This window comes from Amycolatopsis sp. NBC_00348, assembly GCF_036114655.1.
Lineage (GTDB): Bacteria > Actinomycetota > Actinomycetes > Mycobacteriales > Pseudonocardiaceae > Amycolatopsis.
The window spans coordinates 2,131,097-2,154,820 of the sequence record NZ_CP107994.1 but is presented as its reverse complement, the minus strand read 5'-3'; the positions used below and the strand labels follow the sequence as shown (position 1 = coordinate 2,154,820).

The following is a 23,724-nucleotide window of genomic DNA, read 5'->3' as shown; positions in this document are numbered from 1 at the left end:
GCGACGCGGCCGGACTACCCGAACTCCGAGGACCTTCGTCACCGAAGTGCGCTGGGATCAGCCGAGCGGCGCCGACCACTCCAGCTTCACGCCGCCCTCGGGCCCGGGTTCGCGGGTGAACTGCCCGCCCGCGGCTTCCGCGCGGTCGCGCAAATTGCCGAGACCGCTCGGCGAGATGTCGGCGGGGATCCCCTTGCCGTCGTCGATCACCACGATGCGCAGCACGTTGTCCTTCACCGCGACCGACACCGACAACGTCGAGGCCTCCGCGTGCCGGACGGCGTTGCTGACCGCCTCGCGCACCACCGCTTCGACGTGCTCGGCCAGCTGTGCGGGCACCGTGTCGAGCGTGCCGGACATGCTGATCGTCGGGTGCACCGGTGCGTCGTCGGTGAGTTCGGCGATCGCGTCGTGCAGCCGGTGCCGCAGCCGCATCCCGGTCTCCCCCGCCGCGCCGCCGTGCAGGTCGAAGATGGCGGTGCGGATCTCCTGCACGATCTCGTGCATCTGCTCGATGCTGTCCCCGAGCCGCTTCTGCAGCTCCGGTGACTTCGTGCGTCGCTGCGTGCTCTGCAACGACAGGCCCACCGCGAACAGCCGCTGGATCACGTGGTCGTGCAGGTCACGGGCGATCCGGTCACGGTCGCCGAGCACGTCCAGCTCGCGGGCGGCCCGCTGCTGCGCCGCCAGCTGCAGCGCCAGCGCGGCCTGATCGGCGAAGGACGCGACGACCGAGAGCTGAGTGGCACCGAACGGCGGCGCACCCGTCTCCCGGACCGTGATGAGCACGCCGCTCGTGCGGTCACCGGCTCGCAGCGGCACGACCAGTGCCGGCCCGAAGCGGTATTCGCCGAGCGCGAGTTCAGGGACGCTGCGCGGCGTCCGGTCCCGGTACACCGCGCCGGGCACACTGCCTTCGAGGTCGATGTGCAGGCCCGACAGCTCGGCCGCCCGGGCCCCGGCGCAGACGGTGACGGTGAGGTCGTCGGCGTCGTTGCCCCAGTCTTCGTCGACGTCGAGCCGGCCGGAGTTCGGCAGGGCGAGCATCGTGACGTCGGAGCCGGTCAGCTCCAGGGCGCGGGTCGCGATCGTGTCGAGCGCTTCGGCCGGGTCGGTGCCGCCCAGCAGTTCGGTCGTCACCTCGCTGGTCGCGGCCAGCCACTGCTGCCGCACGCGTGCCTGCTCGTAGAGGTGGGCGTTCTCGATCGCGATGCCGGCCGCGGCCGCCAGTGCCTGCACGACGACTTCGTCGTCGTCGGTGAACGGCTCGCCGTTCTTCTTCTCGGTCAGGTACAGCCGGCCGAACACCTCGTCACGCACCCGGACCGGCACGCCGAGGAACGAGTGCATCGGCGGGTGGTGTGCCGGGAAACCGGCCGACGCCGGATGGGCCGAGATCTCCTCGAGCCGCAACGGTTTCGCTTCTTCGATGACCACGCCCAGGACACCGTGCCCCTCGGGCAGGTGGCCGATCAGCCGGCGGGCCTCGTCGTCGATCCCGAGGTAGATGAACTGGGACAGGGAGCCGTCGTCGGCGAGCACGCCCAGCGCACCGTACTTCGCCTCGCCGAGCTCGATCGCGGCCTGCACGATGCGCCGCAGCGTGGCGTCCAGCTCCAGCCCGGACGCGACGGCCAGCACCGCGTCCAGCAGGCCGTCCATCTTGTCGCGGGTGCCGATCAGCAGCTCGATCCGATCCTGCAGATCGCGCAGGACCTCGCGCAGCCGCAGCCCCGACAGCGTCCCGGCCGTCCGCCGGGAGCCGTAGTCGGGCTGCTGTCCGGATTCGTTCACCGACACCGTGCCCACGACCTTCACCTTGTCCACTCCAGCCTCACCGCTGGTGACTTTCTCCCCTTTCCGCCGTCCGGTGGCACGAGAGACCGTCACTGGAAGCTGTCCGGAACCACAGTGTGCCGCCCGACGGCACCGAGAGGGAACCATGACACCACCCATCACCTCGATCGGCCTGCTGGATCCCGATCAGGTGAAGTCCGTGCTCGGGGCGGCGGTGCTCGCACCGTCGACGCGCAACACGCAGCCCTGGCGGTTCCGCTGCACGACCGCGGGGATCGAGCTGCACGCCGATCCGGACCGCGCGTTGCCGGTGGCCGACGCCGACCAGCGGGAACTGCTGCTCTCCTGCGGGGCCGCGTTGTTCAACCTGCGCACCGCGATCCACGCGCTGGGCGCGCACCCGGCCACGACGCTGCTGCCCCGCCGTGACAACCCGACGTTGCTCGCGGTGGTCCGGCCGTTCGCGGCCCGCAAGCCCGACCGGCGGCTCGTCCGGCTGGCCGACGCGATCCCCCGGCGCCACACGAACCGCGCCCCGTTCGAGGTGGCCGTGATCCCGGACACGGTGGTCGCCGAGCTGCGCCACGCCGCCGAGGCCGAGCAGGCTTGGCTGCCCCGGCTGGACGCGAACCAGCTGAACCGGCTGCGCGACCTGGTTCACAAGAGCCACCACGCTCAGGTGACCGATCCCGCGTTCCTCGCCGAGTGGCGGCAGTGGACCGCTCGCCCCCGGGACAGCCGCGACGGCATTCCCGACGGGATGCCTTCGGATGACAGCGACTGGATCTCGGGCGACTTCGGCTCGCCACGGCGGGGCCTGGCCGACGACTCCGATCCACTGGTCGTGGTCGTCGGCTCCTTCGAGGACAAGCAGGCCGACCGGATCCGGGCCGGCCAGGCGATGCAGCGGGTCCTGCTGACGGCCACCGCCGCCGGATTCGACGCGTCGTTCGTCTCGCAGCCGGTCGAGGTCCCCGCGGTCCGGGCGGAGCTGCGCACCCTGCTGGGCGGCGGGCTGTGGCCGCAGGTCGTGCTGCGCCTCGGCCACGGCACGCCGGCGTCGTGGACGCCGCGCCGTTCGCTGGACGACGTCCTGCTGGAACCGGACCGGCTCAGCGCCTAGTTCCGTGCTGGCGCAGCTCGGTGGCGAGGACGGCGGCCTGGGTGCGGCGCTCCATGCCCAGCTTGGTCAGCAGGCGCGAGACGTAGTTCTTGACGGTCTTCTCGGCCAGGAACATCCGTTCGGAGATCTGCCGGTTGGTCAGGCCTTCGCCGATCAGCTCCAGCAGCTTCCGCTCCTGGTCGGACAGGTCGGACAACGGGCCTTTCTTCGTCTGGCTCTCGCGCAGCTTGGCCATCAGCGCGGCCGTCGCGTGCGCGTCGAGCAGCGACTTGCCCGCGCCGACGTCCCGCACGGCCGAGACCAGGTCCATGCCCTTGATGTCCTTGATGACGAACCCGCTGGCCCCGGCCATCACCGCGTCGAGCATCGCCTGCTCGTCGGTGTAGGACGTCAGCATCAAGACCTTCAGCTCCGGCAGCTTGGAACGCAGCTCACGGGCCAGCTCGATGCCGTTGCCGTCGGGCAGGCGGACGTCGAGCACCGCGACGTCGGGGTCGAGCGCCGGGATCCGGGCCAAGGCCTGCGAGACGCTGCCGGCCTGGCCGATCACGGTCAGCTCTTCGTCCTCGTCCAGCAGGTCGGCAACGCCGCGGCGGACGACCTCGTGGTCGTCGACGAGAAAGACGCGGAGCATCTCCGACCTCCTGTGACGGGAAACATCTTCGACGGGGCCAGCGTACGACCGTGAGAGTCTTCGGGAAGACGACCAAAGACCTCCAACCGGCGCCGGAGGTCACTTCGGGGCGACGCACTCGGCGGGCCGCGAAGTAGTTCGCGGCCCGCCGAGTGTGTCCACCGGTCAGTGCGATACCGCCGGGCATCGAGCCGCGGTCATGCCTTCCGCTCCGGGCGGACGACGAGCACCGGGCACCGGGCGTGCTGAACCAGCGCTTGGCTGGTCGAGCCGAGGAGCATGCCGGTGAAGCCGCCGCGGCCGTGACTGCCGACGACGACCAGTTGCGCGGTCTCGCTCGCCTCGAGCAGCATGTGGCGGGGCCGGTCGCGCACCAGCAGGGGCCGGACCTCGACGTCGGGGTACTTCTCCCGCCAGCCCGCGAGCCGCTCTGCCATCAGCCGCTGCTCCCCCTCTTCGAGGGTCTCGGGCTGGGTGAGGATCCGGGCGGTGCCGTGGGTGTCCTCGTAGGTGACGTCGTTCCACGCGTGGACCGCGACCAGCGGGACACCGCGCAGGGAGGCCTCCTCGAACGCGACGCCGAGCGCGGGCTCACTGTTGGCGCTGCCGTCGACGCCGACCACGACCGGGCCCGAGTCCGGAACCATCGAGGTGTCCTCGCGGCCGCGGATGAGGGCGACCGGACTGTGCGCGTGGCTCGCGACCGTGGCCGCGGTCGCGCCGACCAGCATGCCGGTGAACCCGCCGGCGCCGCTCCGGCCGACGACGAGCATCCGGGCGTGCCGGGACTCGTCGATGAGCATCGGCACGTGCGGGGCGTTCGGCAGTTCCGTCGTGATGACGAGGTCCTTGTCGATGGACGTCGCGAGGCCGCGGGCGTCGGCGATGATCCGTTCACCGTCGGCCTGGATCGCGTCGAACAACGCACCGGCGCCGGCGCCAGGCAGGCCACCGCCGTAGTAGAGGCTGGTGAGCTGCAGCCCGTGCACGATCCGCAGCTGCAGGTGACGCAGGGACGCGGTCTTGGCGGCCCACGCGAGCGCGGCCGTGGAACCGGCGGAGCCGTCCACGCCTACGGTGATCCTCGGGTCGATGGTGTTCATCGGTTCTGCTCCTGACCTGCATAAGCGGTGTCGGCGGTGGGCACGGCCAGCGCCGGCAGCTGGGCGACGTGCCGGTCGGGGTCGTCGTCGTCGACCACGGGGAGCGCTGTGAGGCCGTGCGTGGACAGCAGCATCGCGTGTTCCTGCCTTTCGTCTCACTTCCCAACCTAGGAAGGCGGCACCCCGGGCACAGCTGGCGTCGGTCACCGGTCGCGGGGACTTACGTCCCTTCGACCGGATGCGTCCACAAAGGACGAAGATCCTTGCGCAGGTCGTGCCATGCCCGGGCACCCGGCTGGTCAGCGCGAGCGGCGCCGGTCACTCACGCAGGGTGCTCACGACCCGGTCCCGGCCAGCTGGGGTCGCACGACGGCCACCGGGCACGGCGAGTGCACGATGAGCGCCTGGCTCGTCGAGCCCGTCAGCATGCCGGTGAACCCACCGAGACCGCGGCAACCGACCACGATGAGCTGAGCGTCTTCCCCGCGCTCCAGCAGCGTGCGCACCGGCCGCCCGCGGGTGACGTCGAGCTCGATCGGGATGTCCGGGTACTTCTCCTGCCAGCCGGCCATCTGCGCGGTGAGCTTCGCGCGTTCGGTGCGCTCGATGGCGGCCGCGTCCACGTGCAGCGGATAGAGCCGCGGCACGTCGTCGGCGAGGATGTCGGTCCAGGCGTGCACCAAGGTCAGCCCGGTTCCCCGCAGCTGGGCCTCCTCACAGGCGAACGCCAACGCGGCTTCGCTGTCGAGCGAGCCGTCGGCGCCGACGAGCACCGGACCGGTGACCGGCGGCGGGCTGTGCGGCGTCCGGCCGCGAACCACGACGATCGGGCAGTGCGCGTGCGCCACCACCGACACGGCGGTCGACCCGACGAGCAGACCGGTGAAGCCGCCGAGCCCGCGCGAGCCCAGCACCACCAGCTCGGCGTGCTGCGACTCCTGGATCAGCGCGGTGACCGGGTTCCATTCCCGGGCGGCCGTGGTGATCTCGAGGCCCGGGTGCTCGGCGAGTACGGCGGCCCGCGCGTCGGTGAGCCACTCTTCGGCCCGTTCCGCCAGGCCTTCCCGCACCTCGTCCAGCGATCCGAACGCGATCGGGGAGCGCACATTCGGCAGGGTGTAGACCTGCACCAGCCGCAGCGGGCGGCCCCGGCGGCGGGCCTCGGTGCCGGCCCACACGGCTGCCTGCACCGCCGAGGACGAACCGTCGATCCCGGCGACGATCGCGCCGTCGATGAATCCGTACATGGGTTTCCTTCCTTCAACGGTCACAGTGGACGGATCAGACGTGGCTCGGCAGCTCGGGCGGAACCGGGGTGACCGGCGGACCGGCACGGTGTGCTCGGTGCGCGGCGAACCCGATGAGCAGGGCGCCACCTGCCAGCAGAACGGCGCCGGCGAGCAGCAGGCCGAGGGCGATCCAGCCGATCGCGGGCGCGGTCGCTCCGGCTTCGGCGCGCACGGAGATCCCGCGCGAGCCGTCGGCGTTCATCACGACGGCGGTCCACTGCCCGTCACCGACCGGCCAGGAGACGGTCTGGGTGCCTGAGCCGGATGCGGTCGCCGTCCACACACCGGCGTCACCGGGCGGGGTGGCCGGCGCTCCGCCGGGGTGCACTCGATCACCGGAGCGGTTGTCGGCCACGCTGCCCAAGGTCGTGAACTCGGTCGCGGCCAGGTAGCCGGCGACGGCTTCGGAGCGGCCGATGCCCACGAAGAGCGGGTGGCCGTCGACGGCGGTCGCGCGGATCCGGACATCCCCGACGGCCGTGACGACGTCCGGCGCGCCGGAAATCCGCACCGGGTCGGTCAGGACCGCGTAGCTGTCCGACGCCAGCGTCGTGGAGCCGGTGAGGTAACCGTCGGCGTCGCGTTGCGTGCGGTCGGCCCACAGCAGCGCGCCGCCGCCGGTCAGCAGGCCCATCGCGCCGAGCAGCAGCACCGCGCCGGAGACCGCGGCGACGATCCGCCCGCCGGTCCAGGTGGACGCGTGCGCCGGCTGAGGTTGCGGGTGCGGCGGTTCGGCAGCGGCCTCGGTGCCGCCCATGTCCAGGCGGAACGGCGGGTACTCGTCGGTCATCAGCGACACGTAGGCCGCGACTCGCAGCACCCAGCGGTCCATGCCGAGCACGAAGTCGAAGATCGGCCGCGGGTAGCGACCGGTGAACAGCAGCACCACCCCGGCGACCAGCACCAGCACGCCGACGAGACCACCGGCGGCCCAGTCGAAGCCACCATCGCTGCCGTCGCCGTTGCCGAACATCAGCCAGCTGCCGCCACCGGCGAACACGCCGATGATCACGAAGTGCGGGATGGCCAGCAGCCACCACTTCACGAGCACCAGCCCACGCGAAAGCCGCTCCGGATAAGCGATTTCGAGCCGCGCCGGGTAATCGGGGACGTCGGCGAAGGTGAACGGCGGGTAGCGGTCGGTGCCCAGCCCGGCGTAGGAGTAGTACTGCACCCGCCAGCTCCAGCGCAGCACACCGGAGGTGAACGCGAAGAGCGAGCGCGGGTAGCGGCCGGTCACCAGGATCGCGAAGAACGCCGCGATGGTGACGAAGGGGTAGGCGAACCACAGGAACGCCAGCACGACGTAGTGCGGGATCGCGAGGAGCCACTTGACCAGCCACAGTCCGCGCGACAGCGGTTCGTCCAGGGTGGCTTCGACCCGGACCGGGTAGCTGCGTGGCGCCGTCATGACCGGCTCCCGGCAACCTCGGTCACCGCGAGGGTGGCGCCGATTTCGCGGCCCCAGGACCGGATCGACGGCCAGTCGCGGTAGTCGCCGTCCTTGACGCGCAACGCGGCGACCATCGCCCGCTCCGAGAGGTGCAAGGCGTGGTGGTCGATCTTCCCGCCGAACAGCCGGTGCCCGCGAGCCCCGAGCCGCATCACCACGTCGGCGGCGCCGGCCGGCTCGTCGGCCTGCTGGTCCCGTTCGCCGACGGGGCCGCTGGAGAACACCCAGACCGGTAGCCTGCGGAGTTCGTCCACGAAGGTTTCGGCGAGCTTCACAGCCGGCTCGAGCCAGTGTCCCATGTAGACGGCGGAACCGAGGACCACGGCGTCGTAGCCCTCGACCGAAGTCACCAGGCTCGCGTCGCGGGTCTCTATCTGTGACCGCACGCCGGCGTAGGTCAGCGCCGCGCCGGACGCGGTGGCGATGTTCTCGGCGATTTCCCTGGTGGCGCCATGTCGGCTGGCCACCGTCACGAGGATTCTCATGCTTCCACCCTCACGCGGCGGCGGCTCCCGGTTCAGGGGCCAATGTCCCCTGGGACTTGCCGAAAGTCACTGAGTCCGGCCTGCGGCTCGGGCCCGGTTCTCCTTGCTGTGCCGTCCACGATCGTCGTCAGCCACGCCGCACGGGCAGTCGACGATCCTCCCGTAGTAGCGCACAAGCGCGTGGATGGCGGGGCTCTCCCGACACCTCCGCCCGATCCCGAGGTGGTCAGGGCCGCGCTCAAGCGCCTGGACGCGGCTCGGACCCCTTGATCCGTTCGACGAGCTCGTCGCGGAACTCCCGCACCGCCTGAAACTCCGGTTCATCGCCGGTCGCTCGCTTCAACGCGCCTTCCAGGATCTTCAGCCCCTGGCCTTCGTCGCCGCGCGCATCCGCCTGCCTCGCGGCGTTCTCCAAGGCTTTGGCGAGCTTGCTCCGCGCCTCGGGTTCCTGGGCGGCCTTATTGATCCGGATCCAGTTACCGCCCGGATCGACGACGGTGAAGCCGGTGTACCGGTCGTTGCGCAGCCGCGGCCGGGTCATCCGCGGGATGCCGGAGACGAGCAGTTTTCCGTGCACGGAACGCATCCCCGCCGCGAAGGCCTCGAACAGCTCGCCCGTGTCGGCCACGATGACCAGGCACGTGCTGTACGACTGCGCCGGGTCGTAGTCGTCCATCCCGAAGAAGTGCAGATTGATGTCCTCCCGCCGCACCGCGACGTGCGGGTTCGGCCGCGTCTGCCGATAGGTGATCTCGAAGCCGAGCATCTCGTAGAACGACGCGATCTCATCGATGGAAGGACAGGGCAGGAGCGGAATGGTCAGTTCGTTGGTCACCGCCCGAACGTAAGCCCGGACCTGCCGAAACGACACGGAGCTATTTGCTCATGCGAACAGCATTACAGCCGATGTCCGCTCCGTTCGGCCACGTGCGTCCACCCGCGAGCACGACGTCCTGACTGTTGGGAATCGACCGACGGCCGCACTCGTTCCCAGGCGGGCGGCAGCCGGTGCACCGTGCCCCGGTGTCGGCTGCACGCGTAGGCCTGAGAACGCAACATGCCGTACGAAGGCGCCGAGCCCCGCGCCCAGTCGGCGCCTGGGCCGGTCCTCTACCCTGCGGGGGTGGTAGCCGAGGATCGTTCATGGCACACGGTCTTCGCGGAGATCGTCAACCGGTCGCACCTGGCGACCGCCGGTGACCTGCCCGCCATCCTCGACGACGTGACCGCCCTGGTCGGGCTGTCGGCGCGGCTGTACCTGGTCGACCTCGGCCAGCGGGAGCTGCACCCGGTCCGGCCGGCGGACGGCCCGGCGTTGTCGGTCGACGCCACCCTGGCGGGGCGGGCGTTCGGCCGGCTCGAGATCGTCGTCGCGGCCGCCGACGGGGAGCCGTCGCACCTGTGGCTGCCGGTGCTCGACGGCACCGAACGCCTCGGCGCGCTGCGGCTCACCCTCCCCGACGGGACCGACCCGCGGGACAAGGTCCTGCGCGGCAACTGCTGGACGCTGGCCGGACAGATCGCGCACCTCGTGCTGAGCAAGCAGCTCTACAGCGACCTGTTCCACCGGGTGCGTCGCGGCAAGCCGCTGTCGGTGGCCGCGGAGCTGCTCTGGCAGCTGCTGCCACCGAAGGTGTTCGCCACCGACCGGGTGGTGATCGCGGCCGCGATGGAGCCCTACGACGAGGTCGGGGGCGACGGTTTCGACTACGCCGTGGACGGCGACCGCGCCTCGGTGGCGATCTTCGACTCGGTGGGCCACGACCTGCACGCCGGGCTGATCACCTCGATGGCGCTGGCGGCCACGCGCAACGCCCGCCGCGGCGGCGCCGACCTGATCGAGGCGGCCGAGCTGGCGGACCACACCATCGCCGGCCACCGCCCGGCCGACTCGATGTCGTACGCGACGGCGTTCCTAGCCCACCTGGACCTGGGCACCGGCGAGCTGCACTACCTCAACGCCGGGCACCCGCCGCCGGCCGTGCTGCGCGACGGGCGGGTGGTGCGGCTGCTGGACACCGTGAGCCGCACCCCGCTGGGCCTCGGGGACTTCCAGCGCCGCGAGCCCGTCGTCGAGCGTGAACAGCTCCAGCCCGGCGACCGGGTGCTGTTCTACACCGACGGCGTCACGGAGGCTCGCAGCCCGGCGGGTGAGCAGTTCGGCCTGGAACGGCTGGCCGACCTCACCGAACGCCACGAAGCGGCGGGCCTGCCCGCCCCGGAGACCCTGCGCCGGGTGGTCCGAGCGGTGCTGGACCACCAGGACGGCCGGCTCCAGGACGACGCCACCCTGCTGATCCTGGAGTGGACGACCACCGACCAGGACACCCTGCTCCCCACCCTCTGACCTCCGCTCGGCCATCGGCAAAGCAGCCGGGCGTGCGGTTACTCCGTGGTCCGAGGTGTCTTCCGCACCGCCGATGGCGTCGGACCGGGCCCGCCGTGGCGGCGGCCCACCGTTCCCCGCACGGCCAGGGCGAGGCACAGCAGCGCCAGTCCCGCCACGAGCAGCAGCGCGTGGTGGTGCCCGAACGCGGCCGCAACCAGCACGATCGGAACGGCGGCGACGGGCCACGGCCAGATCGCCCGCCAGGAATGACTGCTGCCGCCGAGAACGAGAGCCGATCCGACCAGGAACAGGGCGACCCCGGTGGCCAGGATCCAGCCGGCGCCCGACGGGAGCGCCGCCTCCGGGTGCAGCACGAGTTCTTCGACACCGACGCCGGTCAGCACGACGCCCAGGGCGAGCGGCAGGTGGCCGTAGACGAACAGGTCGTGCCGTTCGTCGGCGGGCGCCCCGTCCCGGGTTTCGTCGTCGCGCCGGCGCAGCGCGGCCGCCCCGACGGCGGCGGCCGTGTCGAAGTAGATCCACCACATCGCGGCGGCGATGACGAACCCGGCGACACCGACGGCGACCGCGGCCGGAGTCCATTCGGCGTCGTGCACGCCGATGGCCGCACCGCCCACGGCCTCCCCCAGGACGAGGATCACGAAGAGCCCGAACCGCTCCGGCAGGTGCTCCAGGTGCAGCGGGAGGTGGTTGTCGCGCCAGGTCGCGACGACCGGGCCGACGGCGTCGACGGCGACCGCCACGCCCCACAGCCAGTACCGCGCCGGTCCCTCGACGGCCAGCGACACGGCCCACAACAGGGAACTCACGGCGAGGGTGGCGAGGTAGACGCCGATGGTGCTCCGGGCGTCGGGGACGTGCCGCCACGCCCGGACGTGGAGCACCAGCAGGATCACCCGGCCGGCGAGGAAGCACACCGCGAACGGCGTGGAGAACGACGACGTCGCGGACGCGGCGCTCGCGGCGCACCCGGCGATGGACAGCGTCGCGGCGAGCTTGCCGATCCGGAACAGGACGTCGTCGGTGTCGAACCGGTTGGCGTAGAGCGTGTACCCGACCCAGGACATCCAGATCGCGACGAACAGCGCGACGAACGTACCGAGTCCGGACCACGTCAGGTGCTTGAGGAACGCGACCGCGAGTTCGTTCACGACCAGCACGTAGGCGAGGTCGAAGAACAGCTCGAGGTTGCTCGTCGACGCCTCCTGGCCGGTGCGCAGAGCCGGCGGCCGGACCATCGGCTCGCGGTCGGTCTCCGTGCTCACGAGCACCTCCCATCGCGGGCCCCACGTCGGGTACCGGTGGTCCGGGGCTACCCATCCTCGCGGCGGCGAACCGGACCGCCGCGCGCGATCAGGACCCGGTGACCGCGTCTCGCTGAGCCCGCACCGTGCGGAACGACCGGGCGGACACGACGGCGGCGCCGGCCATGGTCACCAGGTGCAGGATGACGTCGGCCCAATTGAGGTTGAACCGGTCGCCGGTGCCGACGGAGACCACGAGGACGCTGTAGGCGCTGAACCCCGCGAAGCCGATCGCGACGGCGAGTGCGTAGATCGCGGTGCTGGAGACCTTGCGCGCGGCCACGACGCCCAGTACGCCGACGAGGGTGTGCAAGGCGTTCAGGAGCGGGCTGACGCTGAAGATCAGCACCGAATACTGGGTCGCGTGCGTCCCGAACGGACCGGCGGACGTCGACCCGGCGTTGCCGGGAACGAAGAACCCGATCACCCCGAGCAGGAGGTAGACCACGCCGGCGGCCAGCGCGGCGAGCCGCATCGGCGCGCCGTGACGTCGCCTTTCGGCGGAAGACTGGTCGGTGGAGGTGGGCATGGTGCCCTCCGTTCTGCCGGGCTACGCGGTTACCCGGGGCCGGACCCCGGAAACGGCAACGAGTCCGGGCTCACTCGAACTGCCGGTCAGCTGGGCCGCGACGCAGGTCACCGCCGAGAAGTGACCCTTCACGCTTGCCGGGAGGCCAGCTCGACCACGGTGATGTCGGACGGCGCGCCCACCCGGACCGGCGGCCCCCAGGCACCGGCGCCGCGGCTGACGTAGAGCTGGGTGTCGCCGTAGCGATCCAGGCCGGCGACGGTGGGGTTGGTCAGGCCGAACAGCAGGTTGCCGGGCCAGAGCTGCCCGCCGTGGGTGTGGCCGGACAGCTGCAGGTCCACGCCGTAGCGCACGGCCTCGTCGATGACCACCGGCTGGTGGGCCAGCAGCACGCTGGCCCGTGCGGGGTCGCGGTCGCCCAGCGCGCGGGCGAAGTCCGGGCCCTGGCCCTCGCTCTCGCCCCGGACGTCGTTGACGCCGGCCAGGTCGAAGCCGGGCAGCTCCGTCCGGGCGTTCTCCAGCGGGTGCAGACCGAGGTCGCGGACCACGCCGACCCAGCGCCGGGCGTCGTGGAAGTACTCGTGGTTGCCGGTCACGAAGTAGCTGCCGTGCCGGGCGCGCAGCTGGGCGAGCGGTGCCACGGCCGTGCTCAGGTCCTCGACGCTGCCGTCGACCAGGTCCCCGACCACGGCGATCAGGTCGGGCTGGGTGCTGTTGATCGTGTCGACGACGTGCTGGGCGAAGTCGCGGCCCAGCAGCGGGCTGAGGTGGATGTCGCTGACCACCGCGATGCGGAACCCGTGCGCGCCGCGGGGCAGCTTGGCCAGCGGCACGGTGAGCCGCTTGATCTGAGGCCCGCGCAGCAGGCTGGCGGTGCCGTAGCCGACGGTGCCCAGGGCCACGGCCGCGGCGCTCCCACCCACCACCCGCGACACGAAAACCCGCCGCGCCAGCAACGCCGGCGCGTCGTCCGCCACCGGCGGCTCGGATCCGGTCCCCGGCGGAGCCACGGCCGGTTCGGCCCGCTTGGCGTCGCGCTGGGCCAGGGCCCGGCGCAGCAGCGGGCGCACGGCCTCCCCCACGACCAGGGCGAGGACCAGGTACAGGAACACCGCCAGCCACAGGAACCCCGGCCAGTCCACGATCCCTTCCCAGCGGAAAGGAATTCCCGGCAGGTCGTCGCGGACGGCGAGCAACGTCAGTGCGGGGAGGACCACGATCAGCACGGTGCCGATCCGCCGCGGCGCCGAGCCGCGAACCGTCGTGTCGCGCACGAGTCGTCGCCACACGTACCAGTGCAGGGCCACGAAGACGGCCGCGATGACGAGGAAGAGGACGATCATGCGGTGCAGGTCTCCTGTGGTGGTTCAGCGGGCGAGCAACCGATGTGGCGCAGCCACTCCGCGACGGCGGGCTCCGCGACGGCAACTTCCTCACCGCGCACGGTGAGCCCCTCCCCCAGCGTCGCGCCGGGACAACAGGCAGCGTAGTCGCTCGGTGGTTCCCAGCCCGCTCATCGCGTCCGGTCGGCGCGTAGTCGCCGGGGTACGTAAGTTCTCACCCGCGCGGGAGAAGTGGGCCAGCAGCACCTTGGTGCCGGCCGGGGTGCCGCGCGACGGGCAGCCGGTCGGCAGCGCGGACGGAGACGCGGGCGCAGGTGCCGGCGAGCCGGTGCAGCCGCTGAGCGCTGCTCCGGCGGCGCCGAGCAAGATCGCGCGACGCGGGAGCACATCCATCAGGTCGCCGGGGATCGGGAATCGGGACGGGACGCCGCCCGGTCGGCCGGCAACCGCAGGCCGTCCTCGGAAGCACTGCCGGGCTCGGCGCCGTAGACGACCAGGGCCTGGTCCTCGTCCGCGGCCGGCATCAGCACCTCGAAGGTCAGTTCGAGCGGGCCGGCCACCGGGTGGTGCAGGCGCTCGCTTCCGGTCGTGCGGGCGCGTACGTCGTGCCGCGCCCAGCGTGGCGACGCCTCGCCAAGGACACGCCGGACGACCTCGATCCGTGGGCTCGCGAGCATCCGGACCAGCCGGCGAACTGGAAGGCCGTCGCCGTCGAGCACGGAGGTCCTCTTCCAGTCGCGTGGGGCGTCGGATGGGTGATCCAGATCGACCAGGCCGCCGATGTCAGAGGCTCTCCACCCGGAATGCGATGGCGTTGCGCCCCAACGAGATCGGCCGCCGGTAACCCTGGTGTCCTTTTTGGACGAACGGTACTTCGAGCGCAGCCGCCGTCAACACGAACACGATCGCCGTGAACGCCGCCCGGTCGTCTGCCCGCGCCGGTCCGCCACCTTGGCAACGTACTCCGTGTTCGGGAAACCGAATGATCATCGGCGCCCGAGCCACGGGCTGATCCACGAGCGGTGCCGTCCACACTCGCCGCCGCCTTCACCTCGGTGTCGAGCTAGGACCGCTCCGGCGAACCCGGACTTGGTGGGAAATTTGCAGTCAAGCGTCTTGACGTCCCCCAACCGACACGGTTTACTGTCAGTTGCCTCGATGGAACCGGTTCCGCGGCCGCCACCTGGACCACTCCAGCATCTCGGGTTGGTTGATGCTCCACTGCCCCAAACGTCATACCCGTCAGTTCACGGGCATGACCAAGCTTCAGTGGTAGGTCTGCTACATCACCCGAATGCCGATGCGAGCGGTGCGCTCGTATCGGCATCGTGACGCGCGTAGCGCGCGGCACGATGGATCACGACTGACCAGGTGGGCTCGATGAGATCAAAGACGTTCTCCCGACCACGACGCGCCACAGCACCCCCGGGCACAGCCGCGGGTCGCCTGCGTGTTGCCCCCGTGTCCGCAGGATCGAGTCGTTGCCGCAGGACTTCTGCGCGGCAACGGACTCTACCGCGAACAACGATGTGCCGGCGCCGGCTTTGTCGTGCGTGTTCATTTGCGCATCTCCCCATCGGCGACCGCGCGCACACCCCGGTTACGCTTCACGGTTGATCGCGTTCGCCGACGCGAGCGGCATCACCACGAAGCCTGGGCACTCGAGACGATCCGGTACCACGACGTATCCGCGATTGCATTGATCCAGATCTTCGTCATACGTGACTGTTCGGTGCGTCCGATCTTCTGTTCGAATGTTTCGAAGAATCGAGCTGACAGAATTTCGACAGCGAAAGCAGGGATATTCAAATGCGAAGTATGTTGAATCGGGCTGGTTGCCGACCTCGGCAGTCCCGGCTTCGGACCCGGGCCGCCCTCACCGCGGCCCTCGCTCTGGCGCTCGCCGGGAGTACGGCCTTCGTGGCCGGCGCGAGCGAAACCAACGGACCGGGGTCCGCTGCGGCCGGAGCTTCGGGCAACTCCATCGCGGCCGATGCCGGCTGGGTGGATGTGGACCAGGCGCGGTACCAACGCGAACTGGCCGACTACCAGGGCATCGTGCCGCCGCCGGTGCCGGCCGGGACGACGAGGGTCCCCGAGTTCCACACCGACTGCACGATCGCGAACGAAGCCAAGGACGACGCGATCATCTTCCCCGGCCTGTCCGGCGCCTCCCATATGCACACGTTCTTCGGGCCGAGGAACGACGCCTTCATGACCACGGAAACGCTTCTCGCCGCCGGGTCGACGACGTGCAACTCCCTGGGTGACAACGCCGCTTACTGGGTACCGCAGCTGCAGAGGAACGGCGTGGCCGTTCCGTTCAAGAGCATGCGCATCTACTACGGTTCCCGGGTCTCCGACCCGTCGGCCGTCCGGCCGTTCCCGCCCGGGCTGGTGATGGTGCAGGGTGACGCCAAGCTGCAGGTACCCACGCCGAGGGGGCAGGGAAACCAGTTCTGGTGCGCGGGCAGCGCCGAGGTCGGGCGGAGCGCCGACGGGAACTGGCCGGTGTGCGCCCCTGGCGGGAACCTGATCTTTCAACTCCCGTTCAAGGATTGCTGGGACGGCAAGCACATCGACTCGCCCGACCACAAGTCGCACATGGGAGACCCGGTCGCCGGCAAGTGCCAGGGAGCCTACCCGGTCGCGGTGCCGAACCTGTCGTACATGGTCAACTACGACATCCTGGGCGGCGACGGCCTCGCGCTGGCGTCCGGCATGGCGTCGTCGATGCACGGTGACTTCATGAACGGCTGGGACCACACCAAACTGGCCGCACTGGTCAAGACCTGCCTGAACCAGAACGCGAAGTGCGGGACCACGCCGAGCTTCACCGGCGGCTGAGAGCGACGGCAGGTGGCCGCCGTGCCGAGTCGTCCCGATCGGCCGGCACGGCGGCCTTCGTCCCGGGCTTTCGCTGTCATCGTCTCGGAGATGATGGCCCACGCGTACTTCACGGTGCACCGGCCGAAAGCGTTGCCGCCCCTCGGATGGTGACGGCTCGACGTCCGGCCTGATCGCGCCGGCGTGGCACCCCGCCGGGTGCCGCTAGCGAACCAGCGCGGAGAGATGCTCTTGTTCCTGCAGGACTCGCGAAGCCAGGCTCACGGTCTGCGGTTCTTTGCCGGACGACTTCTCGCCGAGCGCCAACCGTCCCGTTTGGTCCAGGTGATCGCGCAGGCATTTCTTGAAGTAGTTGTCGAAATCCGCCTCGCGCAAAGCGCCGGCGTGCGTGATCTGGTTCGAGGAAACCATCCCCGGCATCTCCATCCCCTTGTGGGGGTTTTCCGCCGGGAGGCCGGCCTGATCGTGAAGCCGCCGCAGATCCGACAGCTCCGATTTCGTCGAAGCGTCGGCTTTTTTGCCGAGGTCGCGGACAGCCGCGGATCCGGCGTGGCCGTCGACAAGGTTCAGCATCGGAACAAGCTGCTCGTCCATGGCTATGTTGATCTCAATCCACGCGCGGTCCGTAGCAGTGAACGATGACACCGCGGCGGAGGCGGATGCACTTGTGGATGGATTGCTGGTGGCGCAGCCACCGACGCACATCATGCCCATGATGCCCAATCCAAGAAAAATGCGCATGCACCGATTACAGGCTACGCCCGCCGGTGAAGTCAACCTGCGAATGGGCCATAGGGCTTAGCCGTTGAACGGTCGAAGCCGGATAGGGCGAAGATAGAGCGACGCCTCACGCGGCTAGGGACCTATTCACCGGTCCGGAGTTCGCCGCGGTGGTGTGGTCAGCAGAGCTGTGATGCCGTCGACCAGGATTTCGCCGGTTTCGGCCCAGCCGGGAATGCCGGAACGGTCCCCCGCCTCGGCCAGTTCCGCTTCTCGTTCGGCGCACGTGTGGACGATGGCGTGCCGGGCCATCGCCGAGCGGGTGAGGATCGCGGGGTCGGCGGGATCACCGGCGTGGGCGGCCACCGCCTGCAAGGCCCGGTGCATCACGGGCGTCGACGTGGTGACCGACAGCGCCGGCGCGCGCAGGACCGGGTCGCTGACGACGTGGGCGGCGAAGCGGGCGTAGTAACTGGGGACGCCGAGTTCCGCGAGGTGCAGCGTCGTCGGCAGCACCAACGCGGCCACGTGGTCGCGCAGCCGCGTCGAACCCTCCGCCGCGGCCACCATCGCGGCCCGGATGTGGTCCATCGCTTCGCCGTGCTCGCGGAGCACGGCGAGGATCACTTCCTCCATCGTGCCGACGTGGTAAGCGACCGCGGAGTTGTTGGCCTGTCCGGCTTCCTGGGCGAGCCGCCGGCTCGACACCTGCGCGACGCCGTCCTCGGCGATCAGCCGCTCCGCCGTCTCCAGCAGGCGAGCCCGGGTGGCCGCCGACCTCCCGCCGCCCTGCGGCCGCGGGCCCGTCACCACCGCACCAGGACCTGGTCGATCCCGCCGACGATCAGCCCCTGCCGGGCGCGCAGGTCCGCGGCGTCCCCGACGAGTTCCAGCGTGGGCAGGCGCCGCAGCAGCACTTCGAGGACGGTCTGCAGCTCGACGCGCGCGAGCTGCTGGCCGACGCACGAATGCGGGCCGACGCCGAAGGCCAGGTGCGGGTTGGGCCGGCGGGCGAGGTCCATCTCGCCGGCGCCGTCGAACGCGTCGGTGTCGCGGTTGCCCGAGGCCATGCTGCACACCACGGTCGTGCCGCGCGGCAGGGTGGCGCCGCCGACCACGGTCTCTTCCGAGACGTAACGCGGCATCCCGAACCCGGGGTTGGCGTCGAACCGCAGCGCCTCCTCGACGGCGGGCGGCACCAGCGACGGGTCGGCCAGCAGCCGCTCCCAGCGGTGCTCGCGGTCCGCCAGCAGCATCGCGACCATCTTGCCGATCATGTTGGCGGTGGTCTCGTGCCCGGCGATGAGCAGGCCCTGCCCGGTCATGACCAGCTCGGTCGCGGTCATGTCGGCGGCGAGAGCGCTCAGCAGGTCGTCACCGGGCGCGGATCGCTTGGTGGCGACCAACTCCGTCATGTACTGGTAGAACTCCCGGCCCGACCGGTCGATCTCGTCCTGGCTGAACCGGGTCATGTTGAGCATCGTGTCCGACCAGTGCGCGAACCGGCCGCGGTCGTCCCGCGGCACCCCGAGCAGGTCGCAGATCACGAGCACGGGCAGCGGAAACCCCAGCGCGGGCCCGATGTTGGCGGGCGCGCCGGCCTCGACCATGTCGGTGATCAGCTGCTCGGCGAGTTCCGTCATGCCCGGCCGCAGTGCCTGCACCCGCTTGACGGTGAACGCTTTCCCGACCAGCCGCCGCCAGCGCCGGTGCCCGGGACCGCCGAGCATCGACGCCTCCGGCTCGTCCGCGGCCGCCTCGCCGCCGGTCGACGCCGAAGGCCGGCTGAACACCCCGCCGTCGTCACTGTCGGAGACGCGGGACGCGTCGTCGGCGTCGAGCTGCCGGCTGAACCGGGGGTCCGACAGCATCGCCCGGACGTCGTCGTAGCGGGTCAGCAGCAGCGCTTCGTCGCCGCTGGCCAGTTCGATGCGCGCCACCGGGCACCGCGCCCGCAGCTGTGCCCACTCCGGCGGTGGCTCCAGCGCAGTGGGGTTGGGGAACGGGTAGGGCGGCAGTCCCTCCAGGACCGCAGCCGGGTCGTTGCCTGCGTGCGCTCGGTCGTCGGGCATGTCGGCAGCCTAGGTAAGGCGGTTGACTTAATCAAGACGGCTGTCTTAATCTCGACCGGCCAGCGCCTCGGATCGGAGGGCTCATGCGTGGACTGCCCGGCAAGAGCATCGTCATCGCCGGTGGTGCCAGCGGGATCGGCGCGGCCACGGCCGTCCGGCTCGCCGAAGAAGGCGCCCGCGTCGTCGTCGGAGACATCAACCTCGACGGCGCGCGAGCCACCGTCGAGTCGATCACGGCGTCCGGCGGCGACGCCGTCGCGGTCGAGTTCGACCTCGCCGACGAGACGTCGATCGAGCGGCTGATCCGGAGCGCCGTCGACCGGACCGGCCGCCTCGACGGCGTCTTCAACGTCGGCGCCGACCTCACCCCCGCCACGCTGGGCAACGACGTCGCGCTCGACGGCATGGACGCGGCGATCTGGCGCCGCACGTTCGAAGTGAACCTGATCGGTTTCGCCCGCAGTTGCCGGCTGGCCATCCCGCACCTGCTCGCCGCGGGCGGCGGCGCGATCGTCAACACCTCGTCCGCCGCGGCCTTCGTCGGCGAGGCCGTGCGTCCGGCCTACGCGGCGTCCAAAGCGGGTGTGAACGCGCTGACCCGCCACGTCGCGTCCCGGTGGGGCAAGGAAGGGATCCGCTGCAACGGCGTGTCACCCGGGATGGTGCTTTCCGAGACGGCGCTCGCCACGATGAGCGAGGAATTCCGGGCGGCCGGGCTCGCCGGCAACCGCAGCACCCGCCTCGGCCGCCCTGCCGACCTCGCCGCGGCCGCGGCGTTCCTGCTCAGCGACGACGCCGAATGGGTCAACGGGCAGACCTGGTCCATCGACGGCGGCGGCAGCCTGCACGACTGAACCCCTGCTTGACGCATGAGCCGGAACAGCAGGGCCTCGGCACCCGTGGTGGACAAGTTCGTCCCGCGGCACAGAAGTAGCCCGGGCCGAGCGGGCCCGCGCGGAAGCCGCCGGGAATCATCTACCCATGCCGACCTCCTCACCTCGGGCGCGGGTCCAGCGGACCGAACGCTGGTTCCTCCGGCGCGGGACCCCGACGATGATCGCCGGGTACGGCTTCACCGAGCACGTCCTGCCCCGGATGCTGCCCGCGCTGGTCTTCGTCACGCTCGCGAGCCTCGCCTGGCTCGTCCCGCTCAAGACCGCCGGCTCGGGCCGCTGGATTCTGCTCGGCGTCGTCGTCGCGGTGACCCTCGCGGCCTGGGTGACGATCTCACTGTTCGTCCGGCACCTCCCCCGCTTCTCCCGCGCCGCGACCATCGCCATCCTGATCACCTACGCGGCGATGCCGGTCGCCGTCCCGTTGCTGCAGCTCGCCTTCGACGGCGCCATCACCCTCCCGGGCGCCCGCGCGCTGGGCGTCCTCGCGTTCCTCGTGTTCTTCGCCGCCGTCTTCGCGGCCACCTACCTCGCCACCACCTACGGCTTCGGCACCCTCGTGCGCCAAGGCGTCAAGCAGGCGGTCACCGACCTCCGCAACAGCGTGCAGGTCCTCGGCCGGGCCCTGCCGGTCCTGCTCTTCGTCACCCTGTTCCTCTTCTTCACCGGCGAGCTGTGGCAGCTGATGAACCAGCTCGCCTGGTGGCGCCTCGCCCTGGTCGTCGTCCTCTTCGGCGCGGTCACCGTCCTCGCCGCGGCCGCCCGCCTCCGCGAGGAGATCGGCCGGGTCGAACAGGACTTCAGCCCGCCCATGCTGACCGCCGCCTGCGCCGGCACCCCACTCGCCGCCGTCACCCTCGACGGCCCCATCCGCGCGGTCAGCCTCAACGGACGCCAGAAACGCAACCTGCTGCTGATGCTCGCCACCCGCCAGCTCGTCCAGGCCGCGGTCATCGGCCTCGCCTCGTTCGCCTTCTTCGTGCTGCTCGGCGTGATCATCGTGACCCCCGCGACGGCCGAACAGTGGATCGGCGCGGCGCCGGCGATCTCGCCGCTCCTGCCCGGCGTCCCGGTCGCCCTGCTGCGCAACGCCACCCTGCTCGCCGGATTCGGCAGCATGTACTTCGCGGTCACGTCGATGAGCGACACCGAGCACCGCAAACAGTTCTTCGCCCCGATCATCGACGAGATCGAACGCACCCTGGCCGTGCGCGCCGTCTACCTCACCCTCCACCCGGATACCGCGACGTCCACCCAGTCCTGACGACACGATCCGCGAGACGGTCGGCGTGACCGGCGGGAAGCTGCTGTTCGGCGTGTCCTTCGGCTACGCCGATCCCACCGCCGCCATCAACGCGGTCGACGTCGGCCGCGAGTCCATCGCGGAGACGACGCGCTTCCACCGCTGACCGATCGACCCGAGCCGAACTCCCCGCCCGGGCGGCCGTGTCACCCTTCGCGGCGCGCCGTGATCGCCACCGCGTTGGCGCGAATCCGGTCCGGCAACGGGTTCAACGCCGCGCGGGACGGCGATCCCGCGGAGATCCGCGTTCAGGTCCTGGCGAGAAGCCGGTCGAGCACCCGGTCGAGGCCGAAGACGAACAGCTCGTCGTCCGGCCACCCGGCATCGACGAACCCCGACGTGCTGAGTGTCGGATAGCGCTCGGCGGAATCGAGGATGTACGCGCGGACCTTGGCGATCGCGGCCGGGTCGTCCAGCCGGCGCCAGGTGGCGTCCGCCAGCGACGCGCCGAGCACGAAGCCGGCAAGTGTGCGGGTCGCGGCCGCGAGTTCCAGCCCGGCCAGCCCGGCCTGGACGAGCTTCGCCTGGATGAACTCGGTACGCGCCAGCACGTTGGGCCCGAGGAGTGGGCGGCCGAGCAGAGCGGGCGACCACGGATGGGCGAGCATCGCGGCGCGCCAGCCGACGAGCAGCGTCCGGAGCCCGGCCCGGGGCTCCGAGCCGGACGGGGGTACCGGTACTTCGCCGACGACGTGGTCGAGCGCGAGGTCGAGCAGGTCTTCCTTGGTCGCGACGTGCCAGTAGAGCGCGGTGGAAGTCACCTCGAGCCGTTCGGCGAGCTTGCGCATCGTCAGCCGGTCCGCCCCCGCCGCGTCGAGTTCGGCGATCGCCGCGGTGATGATCCGCTCCAGGGTGAGCGGTGTGTTCCGCCTCGGCGGTCGCGGCGGCTCATCCCGCAGCCAGAGGACGTCGTCGGTCATGGCTGATCACCTTACCCGTCAACATTTGACTTATCGTCGGTAAGTTAATATAACATCGGTAAGTCAAGCTCGTGAGCGATCGAAGGTCAGCCATGAAATCCGAAGCCGTCCCGAACCGGTGGCTCGCGCTCGTCGTCTTGAGCCTGGCGCAGCTGACGGTCATCCTGGACTCCACCATCGTCAACATCGCCCTGCCCACCGCCCAGCACGACCTGGCGTTCTCCGATGACAACCGACAGTGGGTCGTCACCGGCTACGCCCTCGCCTTCGGCAGCCTCCTGCTCCTCGGCGGCCGCCTCGGCGACCTCTACGGCCGCAAACGGCTGTTCGTCATCGGGATGCTCGGCTTCGCGGCCGCCTCCGCCCTCGGTGGCGCCGCGGACGGGTTCTCCCTCCTGCTGATCGCCCGCATCGCCCAGGGCGCCTTCGCCGCGATCCTCGCCCCCGCCGCACTGGCCATGGTCTCGGTGACCTTCGCCGACGACGCCGGCGAACGCGGCCGCGCCTTCGGTGTCTTCGGCGCCATCTCCGGCGCCGGCGGCGCCCTGGGCCTGCTTTTGGGCGGTGTGCTCACCCAGAACCTGTCCTGGCGCTGGTGCCTCTACGTCAACGTCGTCATCGCCGCGATCGCGATCGCCGGTGCCCTGGTCTTCCTCGTCGACCGCGCCCGGCCGGAACGCACTCGGCTCGACGTCGCGGGCACCGTCCTGGCCCTGCTCGGACTGTTCGGCATCGTCTACGGCCTCGGCAACGCCGCCTCCCGCGGCTGGACCGACCCCTGGACCCTCGGCCCGACCGCGCTCGGCGCACTCCTCGTCATCGCGTTCGTCGTGGTCGAACGCCGGGTCCGGGACCCGCTGCTGCCGCTGTCGGTGGTCTTGGACCGCGACCGCGGCGCGTCCTACCTCACGATCGGCATCTCCGGCACCGGCGGCTTCGCCGTGTTCCTCTTCGTCACCTACTACCTGGCCGACACCCTGAAGTTCACGCCCGTACAGAGCGGCCTGGCGTTCCTGCCCATGGTCGTCCTGGTGATGGCCGGCGCGGTGTTCTCCGGCGCGGTGCTGCTCCCCCGCGTCGGCCCCCGCCCGATCGTGCCGCTCGGCAGCCTCCTCGCCGCGGTGGGCATGGTCCTGCTCACCGGCATCGACGCCGGCTCGACCTACACCGGGGGTGTGCTGCCGGGCCTGCTCGTCATCGGTCTCGGCCTCGGCATGGTCTTCGGCCCGGGCCAGAACGCCGCCACCAGCGGAGTCCGGGCCCACGAAACCGGTGTGGCGTCCGCGATGGCCAACATCACCCAGCAGGTCGGCGGCTCGATCGGGCTGGCCGTGTTCAGCTCCCTCGGCGCGACCGCCACCACGAGCTACCTCACCACCCACGCCGCGACGGCCACCGACCCCGCCACGATCGCGCAGGCGACGTTCGCCGGCTACCACTTCGTGTTCTGGATCGCCGCCGCGTTGTTCCTCGCCGGCGCGCTGCTCTCGGCCGGGCTCTTCCGCAGCGGCCCGCTGGCCGTCGATCCCGACGCCGAACCCGCCCTCGCCCACTGACCG

General features: G+C 70.9%; 23 protein-coding genes and 1 pseudogene. 7 read left to right on the top strand and 17 right to left on the bottom strand.

The window, feature by feature from the left end:
* Window positions 1–57 precede the first annotated feature (57 nt).
* Window positions 58–1,809, bottom strand: a complete 1,752-nt coding sequence (locus OHS58_RS09665; protein WP_328649785.1) for a sensor histidine kinase — start codon at window positions 1,807–1,809, stop codon at window positions 58–60.
* Between the two features lie 133 nt (window positions 1,810–1,942).
* Here OHS58_RS09665 and OHS58_RS09660 point away from each other — a divergent pair, with 133 nt between their 5' ends.
* Complete coding sequence (locus OHS58_RS09660; RefSeq protein WP_328647958.1) at window positions 1,943–2,920, top strand: Acg family FMN-binding oxidoreductase; 978 nt, start codon at window positions 1,943–1,945, stop codon at window positions 2,918–2,920.
* Here the strand turns inward: OHS58_RS09660 and OHS58_RS09655 are convergent.
* From OHS58_RS09655 to OHS58_RS09625, 7 genes are all read right to left on the bottom strand, one after another.
* Window positions 2,910–3,554, bottom strand: coding sequence for a response regulator transcription factor (locus tag OHS58_RS09655; RefSeq protein WP_326950149.1), 645 nt, complete (start codon window positions 3,552–3,554; stop codon window positions 2,910–2,912). The genes OHS58_RS09660 and OHS58_RS09655 overlap by 11 nt on opposite strands.
* A gap of 197 nt (window positions 3,555–3,751) precedes the next feature.
* Window positions 3,752–4,657: a universal stress protein gene (locus OHS58_RS09650; RefSeq protein WP_328647957.1), complete on the bottom strand. Its 906-nt coding sequence runs from the start codon at window positions 4,655–4,657 to the stop codon at window positions 3,752–3,754.
* A complete protein-coding gene (locus OHS58_RS09645) occupies window positions 4,654–4,791 on the bottom strand; it encodes a hypothetical protein (RefSeq protein WP_328647956.1) in 138 nt (45 codons plus the stop codon). The genes OHS58_RS09650 and OHS58_RS09645 overlap by 4 nt, the downstream gene beginning before the upstream one ends.
* Window positions 4,792–4,992: 201 nt before the next feature.
* Window positions 4,993–5,904, bottom strand: a complete 912-nt coding sequence (locus OHS58_RS09640) for a universal stress protein (RefSeq protein WP_328647955.1) — start codon at window positions 5,902–5,904, stop codon at window positions 4,993–4,995.
* Between the two features lie 34 nt (window positions 5,905–5,938).
* Window positions 5,939–7,357: a DUF4389 domain-containing protein gene (locus tag OHS58_RS09635; protein WP_328647954.1), complete on the bottom strand. Its 1,419-nt coding sequence runs from the start codon at window positions 7,355–7,357 to the stop codon at window positions 5,939–5,941.
* A complete protein-coding gene (locus OHS58_RS09630) occupies window positions 7,354–7,884 on the bottom strand; it encodes a flavodoxin domain-containing protein (protein WP_326950153.1) in 531 nt (176 codons plus the stop codon). Before OHS58_RS09630 ends, OHS58_RS09635 begins: the two co-directional genes overlap by 4 nt.
* A 238-nt stretch (window positions 7,885–8,122) precedes the next feature.
* Window positions 8,123–8,719, bottom strand: a complete 597-nt coding sequence (locus OHS58_RS09625) for a hypothetical protein (RefSeq protein WP_326950154.1) — start codon at window positions 8,717–8,719, stop codon at window positions 8,123–8,125.
* Window positions 8,720–9,007: 288 nt separating this feature from the next.
* Here OHS58_RS09625 and OHS58_RS09620 point away from each other — a divergent pair, with 288 nt between their 5' ends.
* Entirely contained in the window at window positions 9,008–10,231 is a 1,224-nt protein-coding gene (locus tag OHS58_RS09620; RefSeq protein ID WP_326950155.1) for a PP2C family protein-serine/threonine phosphatase, read from the top strand.
* A 38-nt stretch (window positions 10,232–10,269) separates the two neighbouring features.
* On the opposite strand, the gene OHS58_RS09615 is transcribed toward OHS58_RS09620, so the two are convergent.
* Together OHS58_RS09615 and OHS58_RS09610 are read right to left on the bottom strand one after the other, a co-directional pair.
* Complete coding sequence (locus OHS58_RS09615) at window positions 10,270–11,499, bottom strand: low temperature requirement protein A (protein WP_328647953.1); 1,230 nt, start codon at window positions 11,497–11,499, stop codon at window positions 10,270–10,272.
* Between the two features lie 88 nt (window positions 11,500–11,587).
* Entirely contained in the window at window positions 11,588–12,067 is a 480-nt protein-coding gene (locus OHS58_RS09610; RefSeq protein WP_326952866.1) for a DUF4383 domain-containing protein, read from the bottom strand.
* Here OHS58_RS09610 and OHS58_RS09605 point away from each other — a divergent pair.
* On the top strand, window positions 12,066–12,191 hold the full coding sequence (locus OHS58_RS09605) for a hypothetical protein (protein WP_328647952.1): 126 nt from the start codon (window positions 12,066–12,068) through the stop codon (window positions 12,189–12,191). The two genes, OHS58_RS09610 and OHS58_RS09605, sit on opposite strands and share 2 nt — an antisense overlap.
* Before the next feature lie 4 nt (window positions 12,192–12,195).
* On the opposite strand, the gene OHS58_RS09600 is transcribed toward OHS58_RS09605, so the two are convergent.
* The 3 genes and pseudogenes from OHS58_RS09600 to OHS58_RS48715 all read right to left on the bottom strand — a co-directional run.
* Entirely contained in the window at window positions 12,196–13,410 is a 1,215-nt protein-coding gene (locus OHS58_RS09600) for a metallophosphoesterase (RefSeq protein ID WP_328647951.1), read from the bottom strand.
* 392 nt (window positions 13,411–13,802) lie between these two features.
* Window positions 13,803–14,129 carry an MmyB family transcriptional regulator gene (locus OHS58_RS09595; RefSeq protein WP_328647950.1) on the bottom strand — a complete coding sequence of 109 codons (327 nt, stop codon included), beginning with the start codon at window positions 14,127–14,129 and terminating at the stop codon, window positions 13,803–13,805.
* A gap of 166 nt (window positions 14,130–14,295) precedes the next feature.
* Window positions 14,296–14,385, bottom strand: a pseudogene (locus OHS58_RS48715) (IS5/IS1182 family transposase); the annotation flags it as partial.
* 945 nt (window positions 14,386–15,330) lie between these two features.
* Here OHS58_RS48715 and OHS58_RS09590 point away from each other — a divergent pair.
* Window positions 15,331–16,257 (top strand): DUF1996 domain-containing protein, encoded by a 927-nt coding sequence (locus tag OHS58_RS09590; protein WP_328647949.1) that lies wholly within the window; start codon window positions 15,331–15,333, stop codon window positions 16,255–16,257.
* Window positions 16,258–16,461: 204 nt separating this feature from the next.
* On the opposite strand, the gene OHS58_RS09585 is transcribed toward OHS58_RS09590, so the two are convergent.
* From OHS58_RS09585 to OHS58_RS09575, 3 genes are all read right to left on the bottom strand, one after another.
* Entirely contained in the window at window positions 16,462–16,998 is a 537-nt protein-coding gene (locus OHS58_RS09585; RefSeq protein ID WP_328647948.1) for a DUF305 domain-containing protein, read from the bottom strand.
* A gap of 126 nt (window positions 16,999–17,124) precedes the next feature.
* The gene (locus OHS58_RS09580; RefSeq protein WP_326952863.1) at window positions 17,125–17,787 is read right to left on the bottom strand and encodes a TetR/AcrR family transcriptional regulator; all 663 of its coding nucleotides are present in this window, start codon (window positions 17,785–17,787) and stop codon (window positions 17,125–17,127) included.
* Window positions 17,784–19,049: a cytochrome P450 gene (locus OHS58_RS09575; protein ID WP_328647947.1), complete on the bottom strand. Its 1,266-nt coding sequence runs from the start codon at window positions 19,047–19,049 to the stop codon at window positions 17,784–17,786. Before OHS58_RS09575 ends, OHS58_RS09580 begins: the two co-directional genes overlap by 4 nt.
* An 83-nt stretch (window positions 19,050–19,132) precedes the next feature.
* On the opposite strand from OHS58_RS09575, the gene OHS58_RS09570 reads away from it, so the two are divergent.
* On the top strand, window positions 19,133–19,903 hold the full coding sequence (locus OHS58_RS09570) for an SDR family NAD(P)-dependent oxidoreductase (RefSeq protein ID WP_328647946.1): 771 nt from the start codon (window positions 19,133–19,135) through the stop codon (window positions 19,901–19,903).
* A gap of 127 nt (window positions 19,904–20,030) precedes the next feature.
* Window positions 20,031–21,206 carry a hypothetical protein gene (locus OHS58_RS09565; RefSeq protein WP_328647945.1) on the top strand — a complete coding sequence of 392 codons (1,176 nt, stop codon included), beginning with the start codon at window positions 20,031–20,033 and terminating at the stop codon, window positions 21,204–21,206.
* Between the two features lie 287 nt (window positions 21,207–21,493).
* On the opposite strand, the gene OHS58_RS09560 is transcribed toward OHS58_RS09565, so the two are convergent.
* Window positions 21,494–22,165 (bottom strand): TetR/AcrR family transcriptional regulator, encoded by a 672-nt coding sequence (locus OHS58_RS09560; RefSeq protein WP_328647944.1) that lies wholly within the window; start codon window positions 22,163–22,165, stop codon window positions 21,494–21,496.
* A 92-nt stretch (window positions 22,166–22,257) separates the two neighbouring features.
* On the opposite strand from OHS58_RS09560, the gene OHS58_RS09555 reads away from it, so the two are divergent.
* Window positions 22,258–23,721 (top strand): DHA2 family efflux MFS transporter permease subunit, encoded by a 1,464-nt coding sequence (locus OHS58_RS09555; RefSeq protein WP_328647943.1) that lies wholly within the window; start codon window positions 22,258–22,260, stop codon window positions 23,719–23,721.
* The last annotated feature ends 3 nt before the right edge of the window (window positions 23,722–23,724 follow it).

Coding starts and splice junctions, on each gene's coding strand:
- OHS58_RS09575 (WP_328647947.1), bottom strand. CDS start 19,049: ATGCCCGACGACCGAGCGCACGCAGGCAACGACCCGGCTGCGGTCCTG.
- OHS58_RS09650 (WP_328647957.1), bottom strand. CDS start 4,657: ATGAACACCATCGACCCGAGGATCACCGTAGGCGTGGACGGCTCCGCC.
- OHS58_RS09630 (WP_326950153.1), bottom strand. CDS start 7,884: ATGAGAATCCTCGTGACGGTGGCCAGCCGACATGGCGCCACCAGGGAA.
- OHS58_RS09565 (WP_328647945.1), top strand. CDS start 20,031: ATGCCGACCTCCTCACCTCGGGCGCGGGTCCAGCGGACCGAACGCTGG.
- OHS58_RS09560 (WP_328647944.1), bottom strand. CDS start 22,165: ATGACCGACGACGTCCTCTGGCTGCGGGATGAGCCGCCGCGACCGCCG.
- OHS58_RS09605 (WP_328647952.1), top strand. CDS start 12,066: ATGGTGCCCTCCGTTCTGCCGGGCTACGCGGTTACCCGGGGCCGGACC.
- OHS58_RS09600 (WP_328647951.1), bottom strand. CDS start 13,410: ATGATCGTCCTCTTCCTCGTCATCGCGGCCGTCTTCGTGGCCCTGCAC.
- OHS58_RS09585 (WP_328647948.1), bottom strand. CDS start 16,998: ATGCGCATTTTTCTTGGATTGGGCATCATGGGCATGATGTGCGTCGGT.
- OHS58_RS09640 (WP_328647955.1), bottom strand. CDS start 5,904: ATGTACGGATTCATCGACGGCGCGATCGTCGCCGGGATCGACGGTTCG.
- OHS58_RS09635 (WP_328647954.1), bottom strand. CDS start 7,357: ATGACGGCGCCACGCAGCTACCCGGTCCGGGTCGAAGCCACCCTGGAC.
- OHS58_RS09555 (WP_328647943.1), top strand. CDS start 22,258: ATGAAATCCGAAGCCGTCCCGAACCGGTGGCTCGCGCTCGTCGTCTTG.
- OHS58_RS09655 (WP_326950149.1), bottom strand. CDS start 3,554: ATGCTCCGCGTCTTTCTCGTCGACGACCACGAGGTCGTCCGCCGCGGC.
- OHS58_RS09645 (WP_328647956.1), bottom strand. CDS start 4,791: ATGCTGCTGTCCACGCACGGCCTCACAGCGCTCCCCGTGGTCGACGAC.
- OHS58_RS09570 (WP_328647946.1), top strand. CDS start 19,133: ATGCGTGGACTGCCCGGCAAGAGCATCGTCATCGCCGGTGGTGCCAGC.
- OHS58_RS09610 (WP_326952866.1), bottom strand. CDS start 12,067: ATGCCCACCTCCACCGACCAGTCTTCCGCCGAAAGGCGACGTCACGGC.
- OHS58_RS09660 (WP_328647958.1), top strand. CDS start 1,943: ATGACACCACCCATCACCTCGATCGGCCTGCTGGATCCCGATCAGGTG.